Origin of the sequence: Micrococcus sp. KRD077 (genome assembly GCF_017168505.1) — a bacterium.
Lineage (GTDB): Bacteria > Actinomycetota > Actinomycetes > Actinomycetales > Micrococcaceae > Micrococcus > Micrococcus luteus.
In genome coordinates this window covers 28,438-36,919 of sequence record NZ_JABFAZ010000041.1, presented here as the reverse complement: position 1 = coordinate 36,919, position 8,482 = coordinate 28,438, and the positions used below count along the sequence as shown (strand labels likewise).

At 73.8% G+C, this 8,482-nt stretch carries 11 protein-coding genes; 4 read left to right on the top strand and 7 right to left on the bottom strand.

The genetic code is table 11. The annotated features are described in order from the left end of the window. Positions 1-9: 9 nt before the first annotated feature. From J1M39_RS10250 to J1M39_RS10240, 3 genes are read right to left on the bottom strand one after another with little or no spacing between them, the layout of a single operon-like run. On the bottom strand, positions 10-228 hold the full coding sequence (locus tag J1M39_RS10250; RefSeq protein WP_036339566.1) for a heavy-metal-associated domain-containing protein: 219 nt from the start codon (positions 226-228) through the stop codon (positions 10-12). Between the two features lie 41 nt (positions 229-269). Then, a complete protein-coding gene (locus J1M39_RS10245; protein ID WP_002856860.1) occupies positions 270-650 on the bottom strand; it encodes a metal-sensitive transcriptional regulator in 381 nt (126 codons plus the stop codon). A gap of 9 nt (positions 651-659) precedes the next feature. Continuing rightward, the gene (locus tag J1M39_RS10240) at positions 660-1,454 is read right to left on the bottom strand and encodes an arsenate-mycothiol transferase ArsC (RefSeq protein WP_063188819.1); all 795 of its coding nucleotides are present in this window, start codon (positions 1,452-1,454) and stop codon (positions 660-662) included. 198 nt (positions 1,455-1,652) lie between these two features. Here J1M39_RS10240 and J1M39_RS10235 point away from each other — a divergent pair, with 198 nt between their 5' ends. Further along, on the top strand, positions 1,653-2,897 hold the full coding sequence (locus tag J1M39_RS10235; RefSeq protein WP_036316739.1) for an isochorismate synthase: 1,245 nt from the start codon (positions 1,653-1,655) through the stop codon (positions 2,895-2,897). A 319-nt stretch (positions 2,898-3,216) separates the two neighbouring features. Here the strand turns inward: J1M39_RS10235 and J1M39_RS10230 are convergent, their stop codons facing one another. Further along, positions 3,217-3,489: a three-helix bundle dimerization domain-containing protein gene (locus J1M39_RS10230; RefSeq protein ID WP_227448856.1), complete on the bottom strand. Its 273-nt coding sequence runs from the start codon at positions 3,487-3,489 to the stop codon at positions 3,217-3,219. A 345-nt stretch (positions 3,490-3,834) separates the two neighbouring features. On the opposite strand from J1M39_RS10230, the gene J1M39_RS10225 reads away from it, so the two are divergent. Next, positions 3,835-4,707, top strand: a complete 873-nt coding sequence (locus J1M39_RS10225) for an oxygenase MpaB family protein (protein ID WP_078025681.1) — start codon at positions 3,835-3,837, stop codon at positions 4,705-4,707. After that, positions 4,700-6,097 carry a 23S rRNA (adenine(2503)-C(2))-methyltransferase RlmN gene (gene rlmN, locus J1M39_RS10220; protein ID WP_069941386.1) on the top strand — a complete coding sequence of 466 codons (1,398 nt, stop codon included), beginning with the start codon at positions 4,700-4,702 and terminating at the stop codon, positions 6,095-6,097. The genes J1M39_RS10225 and rlmN overlap by 8 nt, the downstream gene beginning before the upstream one ends. A 75-nt stretch (positions 6,098-6,172) precedes the next feature. Here rlmN and J1M39_RS10215 read toward each other — a convergent pair whose 3' ends face one another. Then, entirely contained in the window at positions 6,173-6,655 is a 483-nt protein-coding gene (locus J1M39_RS10215; RefSeq protein ID WP_206496746.1) for a pyridoxamine 5'-phosphate oxidase family protein, read from the bottom strand. Between the two features lie 96 nt (positions 6,656-6,751). After that, positions 6,752-7,204 carry a type II 3-dehydroquinate dehydratase gene (aroQ, locus tag J1M39_RS10210; RefSeq protein ID WP_206452517.1) on the bottom strand — a complete coding sequence of 151 codons (453 nt, stop codon included), beginning with the start codon at positions 7,202-7,204 and terminating at the stop codon, positions 6,752-6,754. 212 nt (positions 7,205-7,416) lie between these two features. Here aroQ and trxA point away from each other — a divergent pair, with 212 nt between their 5' ends. After that, positions 7,417-7,857 (top strand): thioredoxin, encoded by a 441-nt coding sequence (gene trxA, locus J1M39_RS10205; protein ID WP_052007086.1) that lies wholly within the window; start codon positions 7,417-7,419, stop codon positions 7,855-7,857. Between the two features lie 30 nt (positions 7,858-7,887). On the opposite strand, the gene idi is transcribed toward trxA, so the two are convergent. Continuing rightward, positions 7,888-8,482: isopentenyl-diphosphate Delta-isomerase (idi, locus tag J1M39_RS10200; protein WP_241254111.1), on the bottom strand; the 595-nt coding region annotated here is incomplete at its 5' end.

The window sequence follows — 8,482 nt, the reverse complement described above, 5'->3', positions numbered from 1 at the left end:
GTCATGGGGTCAGGCCTCCACCAGCGTGTAGCCGGCCTCCTCGACGGCGGCGCGCGCGGCGGCGGGGTCGAGGGGGCCCTCGGAGGTGACGGTGGCGGTGGACACGCCCCCGGCGTTCAGGTCCACGTCCACGGCGGAGACGCCGGCGATCTCGCCGAGCTCCTCCCGGACGGAGGCGGCGCAGTGGCCGCAGGTCATGCCGGTGATCTTCAGGTCGGTGGTGGTCATCTCGTGCTCCTCGTGCGGTGGTGGGTGGGCGACGGCGCCGGTCAGCGCAGCAGGCGGCCGAGGGCGGCCGTCGCCTCGGCGACCTTCTCGTCGATGAGCTCGGTGCGGCCTTCCGCCTCGGCCTGCACCGCGGCCTCCGCCACGCAGTGACGCAGGTGCTCCGAGGTGAGATTCAGGCTGAGGGACTGCAGCGCCTTCGTGACGGCGGCGACCTGCGTGAGGACGTCGATGCAGTACACGTCCTCGTCCACCATGCGGTGGAGGCCGCGCACCTGCCCCTCGATGCGGCGCAGTCGCGCCAGGTGCTTCGCCTTGTCCCGGTGGACCTCGTGCGGGGGCCGGTGGCCGTCGCAGGCATCCGCCGCGGCGGACGGAAGGGGCGAGGCGGCGGCGGGCGCCGTCGTCGTGCTGTCCGTGCTCATACCCCCGTTCTATACCCCAGGGGGGTATGGGTCAAGGGGTCGGCCGACGCGGGTGCCCTCCTCCGGCAGCGGGGTGGCGGCTTCGCCCAGATCGGCGATCAGGCCGCGGACCTCCAGGTCCAGGGCGTCGCGCACGCCGCGCACCTGCTCGAGGCTCATGCCGCGGATCGACGGCACGGACCACTTCTGCACCTGCGCGCCCTCGGGGATCTCGAACGGATCCGCGCCGTCGAAGAGCACCACGATCTCGGCGGCCCGGAGCACGTCCGGGTCCAGGCCCTTGGTGTACGTGTGGTGCAGCGGGATGCCGATCTCGTTCATCGCCTCGAACGCGGTGGAGATGACCTCGCCGGCGGGCTCCGTGCCGGCCGAGCGGGCCCTGACCTCGCCGTGGGTGCGGTTCTCGAGCAGGGCCGCGGCCATCTGCGAGCGGCCGGCGTTGCCGTGGCAGACGAACAGCACACGCGGGTGGCGGGACTCGATGCTGCCCTGGTTGATCGCCCTGGCGCGCAGGCGCGAGGCGGCATGCTGCACCGAGATGGTCGGCAGCATCTCCGGGTGGCGGCTCGTCTCGGCGAGCTCGGCGTAGGAGTCGAACAGGAGCTGACGCACCGTCGCCTCGTCGGCCACGCCGGGGAAGCGCGCCATCAGCGGCCCGACCTCGCGCTCGAGCACGTGCGCGGCCATCCCGTGCGGCACGGGGTCCACCGCGGCGGGGATGTCCGGCGCGGCCGTCGTGTCCAGCGGCATGTCGTCCACCGCCGGTGCGTGATCGGCGTGGGGGTCCGGGGGGATGGGGGTCATGGTGCGAGTCCTCCGGGGAAGGCGGTCGGCTGAACGCGAGGTGAACGGGTGCCCCCACCCTGCGACGTCGGGTGTGCCGGCGCAAGCCTTGACGGGATCCCTCCGCGCCCGACGACGCTGCTCGCCGCCGTCGTCGGGGCGGTGGCCGACGCCCGGGCCCGGAGCGGGGGTCCGCCGAGGTGGGAGAGAATGGGGGCCATGTCTGTCCGCTCCCTGCTCCCGGACCTCGGCGCCCCCGCGACCGGGGCCCCCGAGGCCGCCGTCCCCCCGTTCGCCCGGGCGGTGCTGTGGGCGCACGGGGACGACGCGTGGCGGGGCGAGGGCGGCTGGACCGTGCTCCTGGACGGCACCGACCGGCTCCGCCGACTCTCCGCGCTGTGGCAGACCGCCGTCGCCGGGCGACCGGACCCGACGGCCCCGCTGCGGGGCTGGATCTCCTCGACCTTCGCCGACGACTCGCCTGAGCCCGCGGTCCTGCGCATCCCCGCGGATCTGCGCCGCGCCACGCCGTCCGGCGTGCGGGACGTGGCCCAGCACGTGGACGCGGACGCGCTCGCAGCCGCCGTCGCCGCGGACCGCGGAGCCCGGCTGCTGGCCGACGGTGCGGTGCCCCTGCCCGCCGGCGTCGCCGACCGTGCCTGGGACGACGCCGGCTACGCGGCCGGGGTGCGCGAGCTGCTGACGCGGATGGCCGACTCGGGCGGGGAGCTGGCGAAGGTCGTGATCAGCCGCACGATGACCGTCCCCGCGGACGACGCCGACCTGTGGCGGGCGATCGGGGAGCTGCGCCGCGAGTACCCGCAGACCTGGGTGTTCGCCGTCGGCGGGCTGCTGGGCGCCACGCCCGAGGTCCTCGCCACGCGGCACGCGGGGCTCGTGGGCTCGCGGGTGCTGGCGGGGTCCATGCCGCGCGGCGCGGACGAGGAGGAGGACGCCGCGCTGCGGGAGCGGCTGGCCTCTGATCCGCGGCTGGCGGAGGAGCATCGCTGGGCCGCGCGGTCGGTGCTGGACGCGCTGGCGCCCGTCGTCGACCTCGCCGATGACGACCCCGCGCCCACCGTCCTGACCCTGCCGAACGTGCACCACCTGGCCACGTCCGTGCGCGGCCGGCTGCGGGATGGGCGGGGGACCGTGCTGGACGTGGTGGCCGCGCTGCATCCGACGGCGGCCGTCGGCGGGACCCCCACGCCGGACGCGGTGCGGGTGATCGCGGAGGTCGAGCCCGTGGACCGCGGCCGCTACGCCGGGCCGGTCGGGTGGCTGGATCAGGACGGCGACGGCGAGATCGCCCTGGCACTGCGCTGCGGCCAGCAGGTGCCCGGCGGGGTGCGGCTGCAGGCCGGGGGCGGGATGGTCCCGGGAGCGGTGCCCGAGGAGGAGGTCACGGAGATCCGGGCCAAGTTCCTGCCGATGCGCCGAGCGCTGGGCGTCGCCGAGGACTGAGGCCTCCCGTGCCGGTCGCGCTTTCGTTCGGGAAATGGCGGCGTGTCGCGGTGCTTTCGTTCGGGAAATGGCGCCGCACGCCGGATTCGCGTGGGCGGCGATGGAACGGCGCCCAGGAGCGGAGGTGCCGGATGGCCTCATCAGCAAGGAGCAGTAACGCCGTTTCCCGAACGAAAGCGTCCTGGGGCCCGCCGTTTCCAGAACGAAAGCGTCCTGGGGCCCGCCGTTTCCCGAACGAAAGCGTCTGGGACGCGAGAAGACCCGCCGGCCACGGCCCCTCGCGGGGCGGGCCGACGGGTCGTCGCGTCGGTATGGGGGATCAGGCGGCGACGGCCATGGCCTCGTGGGCCGGCGTCGCGGCCTGGAGGCGGCGGGTGGCCTCGCGCTCGGCGAGGGCCGGCAGGAAGGTGGTGATGCGGGCGCCGCGCTTGAGGTCGGCGACGACCTCGCGGACGACCGAGCGGACGGTCTCGGCGGTGACGGTGCCCTCGAAGCGGCGGAGGAGGGTCTCCTCGACGCGCTGGAGCACGTGGCGCTGCATGAGGGGGCTCGGGGCGGTGGGCAGGTGGTGGCTGGTCGTGTTGATGCTCACGGTGAGCACCTCCTTCGGTTGCCGGACCACGAGTCCGGCGGATCGTCGCGGCGGGGCCGCGGGTGATGAGTTCGGTGGAGTCCCGACCTCGCGTTCCGTAAACGCTAGGTGAACTGCTTGTGAACAAGTTTACAGATTTCCTCCCAGAGTGCAACTCCGTGTTCACCAACGTGACCTGAGGCACTCCGCCACACATGCCTGGATGGCGCAAAATCAGCGCAATCATGCGGTTTTCGGATCGAGGCGACACGAGCAGCAGGTGGACAGCAAGGTGAACAGAAGGTGAACAGCACCGTTCATCTTCGCCCCCTGCCCCTCCGCCCGACCCGGTGCGAGGCTGGGACCATGCGCCCCGACCGCCACTCCGCCCCGACCTCCGCGGCCGCCCTCGCCCGCGAGGCCGCGATCCTCGCCGGCGCCGGTGCGGCGATCCTGCTCCAGGTGGCGCACCGGCCGGTGGGGGCCGGCGTCGCCGGCCACTCCCGGTTCACCGAGGACCCGATGCGCCGGCTCCGCCACACGCTCGCCTACATCTACGCGGTCACCCTCCCCGAGGCCGCGCCGGCGCGCGACGCGGTCGTCGACCGGGTGCGGGCGGCGCACGGCTCGGTCCGCGGGGTCGACGCCGGAGGCCGCCCCTACGACGCCGCCGACCCGGACGCCCAGCTCTGGGTGGCCGCCACCCTCTATGCGATGGGGGAGCAGGTGCGCCGCCGGATGTGGGGCGCCCTCGACGCCGAGGACGCCGACCGCCTCTACCGCGGGTACGCTCCGCTCGCCACGAGCCTCGAGGTCCCCGCCTCCGCCTGGCCGGTCGACCGCGCGGCGTTCGCGGACTACTGGGACGACCGGGTGGCCCGGCTCGAGGTCACGGACGACGCGCGGCGGGTCGCCGCCGACCTGTTCTCCGGCCAGGGCGTCCCCGCGCCGCTGCGGGCGGCTATGCCCCTGGCCCGGTTCGTCACCGCCGGTCTCCTCCCAGGCCGCGTGCGCGCCGGCCTCGGCTGGTCCTGGACTGGGCGGGACTCCGTCCGGGAGGCACGCCTCTGGGGGCTGGCGCGCACCCTGTACCGGCCGCTGCCGGCGACGGTGCGCGGCGTCGTCGTCCGCTGGGTCCTGCGGGGGCTGCCCCGGACGCGAAAGCCGCGCGGTGCCGTCGATGTGGAGGCGACCCGCCGCGAAGTCCGCCCCGTCTGGGAGAATGGTGCCGATGTCTGACTACCAGCCCCGCCGCCCCGGATCGAAGCCCACCCCGAACCGCCAGAGGGACCGCGCCGGCAAGCCGGCCCTCGGCCGCCCCGAGCGCGGCCTGATCGACGAGTCCGAGGCGCGCCAGCTCGCCGAGGACCGAGAGCGCATGCGCCGCGCCGGCGTCGGCCACCAGCTCTCCGCGCCCAAGCGCCGCGAGGCCGCCACCGCCGAGCGCCCCCAGGTGATGCCGAAGACCGAGGGCTGGACCCAGCCGATGGGCCCGGACGGCCGACCGCAGCTGCAGTTCAAGCAGCCGCGCGTCTCCCAGCCGCCCACCCACCTGGCCGACCTCACGCTGAAGGAACGGCAGGAGAAGGCCAAGGAGATCGGGCTGCCGGCGTTCCGCGCCAAGCAGCTCTCGGTGCACTACTTCGAGCACTACACCACCGATCCGGAGCAGATGACGGACCTGCCCAAGGACAAGCGGGAGGCGATCGCGGAGGCGTTCTTCCCGCCGCTGCTCACCGAGGTCCGGCGCATGGAGACCGACCGCGGGGACACCATCAAGTTCCTGTGGCGGCTGTTCGACGGCGCGCTCGTGGAGTCCGTGCTCATGCGGTATCCCGGCCGCGTGACGCTGTGCGTGTCCAGCCAGGCCGGCTGCGGGATGAACTGCCCGTTCTGCGCCACGGGCCAGGCCGGGCTGACCCGCAACATGTCCACGGCGGAGATCGTGGAGCAGATCGTGCTGGCCAACCAGGTGATCGCCCAGGGCGGACTGGGCGGCAAGCGCAAGGACGGCGGGCACGACGCCGACCGCGTCACCAACGTCGTGTTCATGGGCATGGGTGAGCCCCTGGCCAACTACAAGCGCGTGATGGCCGCCGTGCACCGCATGGTGGACCCCTCGCCCGAGGGCCTGGGCATGTCCGCGCGGAACATCACGCTGTCCACCGTCGGCCTGGTGCCGGCCATCCGGAAGCTGGCCGAGGAGGGCGTGCCGCTGACGTTCGCGCTGTCCCTGCATGCGCCGGACGACGAGCTGCGCGACGAGCTGATCCCCGTGAACTCGCGCTGGAAGGCGGACGAGGCGATCGACGCCGCGTACGACTACTTCGTGGCCACCGGCCGCCGGGTGTCCATCGAGTACGCGCTCATCAAGGACATGAACGACCACGCGTGGCGTGCCGACCTGCTGGCCAAGAAGCTCAACGCCCGGGGCAAGGGCTGGGTGCACGTGAACCCGATCCCGCTGAACCCGACGCCGGGCTCCATCTGGACCGCCTCGGAGAAGGACGTGACGCGCGAGTTCGTGGACCGGCTCAACGCCGCCGGCATCCCCACCACCCTGCGCGACACCCGTGGCAAGGAGATCGACGGCGCGTGCGGCCAGCTGGCGGCCGAGGACGTCGACTGACCCGCCGAGGCCCCTCGCGCGGCGCTCACCGGCCCGTCCGCGGGCAAGTCGCGAGGCCGGCGTCGGGAGGCGCCGTCAGAAGCGGACGGTCTCGCTGTCGCCCGGGTGGGCCTCGCCGCCGGTGACCTTGGCCTTCACCAGCTCGACGGCGGTGGCCACCGCGCCCGGGGACTCCCAGAACTGGGCGGTGTTCACGTCCACGCGCACGAGCACGATCTGCGGATCCTCGGGGCTCGAGCCCTCACCGAAGAACGCCTCGGTGGCGGAGTTCCAGAACTCCTTCTTGCGGGCGTCGTCGCGGACGAGCTGACCGTGGCCCGCGAGGGAGGCCCAGAAGTCCTTGTCCTGGACGGCGACGTTGACCGGGCGCTGCGGGGCGTCCGCGGCGACGTCGGAGGTGGAGCGCGTCATGAACCAGAGCGTGCCGCCGTCCTCGGCCTGCTGCAGGCCCATCGGGCGGGTGACGAGCGTGCCGTCCGCCTCGGCGGTGGTCAGCATGCAGACGTGCACCTTCGCGAGCTTCTCGAGCAGATGGGTGCGGGGATCCTGGGTGCCCATGGCGTGACTCCTTCGTCGTCGGGTGCCGGCGCCCTGATGCGGCCACCGGCTCGTCGAACCGACCCTAGGCCCGACCGGCCGGGTCCTGACCAGCGCTCAGCGGCGCACAGCCGCGGCGAGCCAGTCGACGGCGAGGGCGTAGCCCTGGACGCCCGCCCCGGCGATCACGACGTCGGCGACGGCGGAGACGTGCGAGTGGTGTCGGAACGCCTCGCGCCGGTGGACGTTGGAGATGTGCACCTCGGCGATCGGCCGGTCGACGGCGGCGAGGGCATCGCGGATCGCGACGGAGGTGTGCGAGTACGCGGCCGGGTTGATGAGGACACCCCCGTGGGAGGTGCGGGCCTCCTGGATCCAGTCGACGAGCTCGCCCTCGTGGTTGGACTGTCGGAAGTCCACGGTCAGCCCGTGCTCGGCCGCGCGGGCCTCGGTGAGCGCGCGGACGTCGTCGAGGGTGGCCGTGCCGTAGACCTCGGGCTCGCGGGTGCCGAGCAGGTTCAGGTTGGGGCCGTTGAGCACGAGCAGGGGCAGGGCGGTAGTGGCGGTCATGCGGTCAGTCTAGGAAGCGACGACGACGGCTCCCGTCTCGGCCACGACAGTGCGTGGAAGGCGCCCGTTTCCCGAACGAAAGTGCCGGGACACGCCGCCGTTTCCCGAACGAAAGCGGGGTGGGGCGGAATAGGTGCGGCGGGGTGTCCGTTGTGGTCGGCAGGACGATCGCCGGCGTGAGCGCGTCGGCCCCGCTGACGAAAGGACCCACCGTGGCCACCAAGGACCTGACCCTCGAGGAGTTCGGCTCCACCGTCGCCGAGAACGACACCGTGCTCGTGGACTTCTGGGCCGGCTGGTGCGGCCCGTGCCGCCAGTTCGCCCCCGTGTTCGAGGCCGCCTCCGAGAAGCACGAGGACGTCGTGTTCGCCAAGGTCGACACGGAGGACCAGCAGCAGCTGGCGGCGATGGCCGGCATCACCTCCATCCCCACGCTCATGGCCTTCCGCGGCGGCGTGCTCGTGTTCTCCCAGGCCGGCGCCCTGCCGGGCACCGCGCTCGAGCAGCTGCTCGACCAGGTCAAGGGCCTCGACATCGCAGAGGTCCGCCGCCTGGCCGAGGAGCAGCAGGGCCAGCAGGGCGACGCCGAGCCGGCGCAGGACGAGGCCGTGCAGTCCACCGCCGCCCACCTCGACGACGTCAACGGCCGCTGACGGCCCGCGCGGCGTCGCCGCGCCGGCCGCTCACCGCGGGTCGAACGCCCCCTGCTGCCACTGCTCCACGAGCCACGGGCTGAACGCCCGGGGGACGGCGGCCAGGGCGGCGGCCAGATCGGCCGGCTCCACCCAGCACCACTCCGCGACCTCGTCCCGCTCCGGGGCGGGGTCGCCGTGCATCCGGGCCCGGAACACCGGGCAGATCTCGTGCTCCTCCATGCCGGAGGCGTCTGCGGCCCGGTAGCGGAAGTCGGGGAGCACCTCGACGACGTCGGACACCTCCACGCCCAGCTCCTGCGGGGCGCGGCGCAGCACGGCCTCCGCGGGGGACTCGCCGGGGCCGGGGTGCCCGCAGAACCCGTTGGTCCACACCCCGGGGAACGCCGCCTTGCCCAGCGCCCGGCGGGTGAGCAGGAACCGGTCGGCCTCGTCGTACACGTGACAGGAGAAGGCCAGGTGCAGGGGCGTGCCGCCGTCCTCGGTGCGGCGGTGGACCGTGGCCTTGGCCTCCGTGCCCACGGCCTCGCCCTCCGGGGACAGCAGGACCACGCGCTCGACGTCGTCGGGGCCTGCGACCGGGACGTCCGAGGCCGCCAACCACGGTCGGGCGACGGGGGAGGGG

Excerpts from the sequence above, each read along its gene's own strand:
- J1M39_RS10250 (WP_036339566.1), bottom strand. The coding sequence starts at position 228 with ATGACCACCACCGACCTGAAGATCACCGGCATGACCTGCGGCCACTGC.
- J1M39_RS10245 (WP_002856860.1), bottom strand. The coding sequence starts at position 650 with ATGAGCACGGACAGCACGACGACGGCGCCCGCCGCCGCCTCGCCCCTT.
- J1M39_RS10240 (WP_063188819.1), bottom strand. The coding sequence starts at position 1,454 with ATGACCCCCATCCCCCCGGACCCCCACGCCGATCACGCACCGGCGGTG.
- J1M39_RS10235 (WP_036316739.1), top strand. The coding sequence starts at position 1,653 with ATGTCTGTCCGCTCCCTGCTCCCGGACCTCGGCGCCCCCGCGACCGGG.
- J1M39_RS10225 (WP_078025681.1), top strand. The coding sequence starts at position 3,835 with ATGCGCCCCGACCGCCACTCCGCCCCGACCTCCGCGGCCGCCCTCGCC.
- rlmN (WP_069941386.1), top strand. The coding sequence starts at position 4,700 with ATGTCTGACTACCAGCCCCGCCGCCCCGGATCGAAGCCCACCCCGAAC.
- J1M39_RS10215 (WP_206496746.1), bottom strand. The coding sequence starts at position 6,655 with ATGGGCACCCAGGATCCCCGCACCCATCTGCTCGAGAAGCTCGCGAAG.
- aroQ (WP_206452517.1), bottom strand. The coding sequence starts at position 7,204 with ATGACCGCCACTACCGCCCTGCCCCTGCTCGTGCTCAACGGCCCCAAC.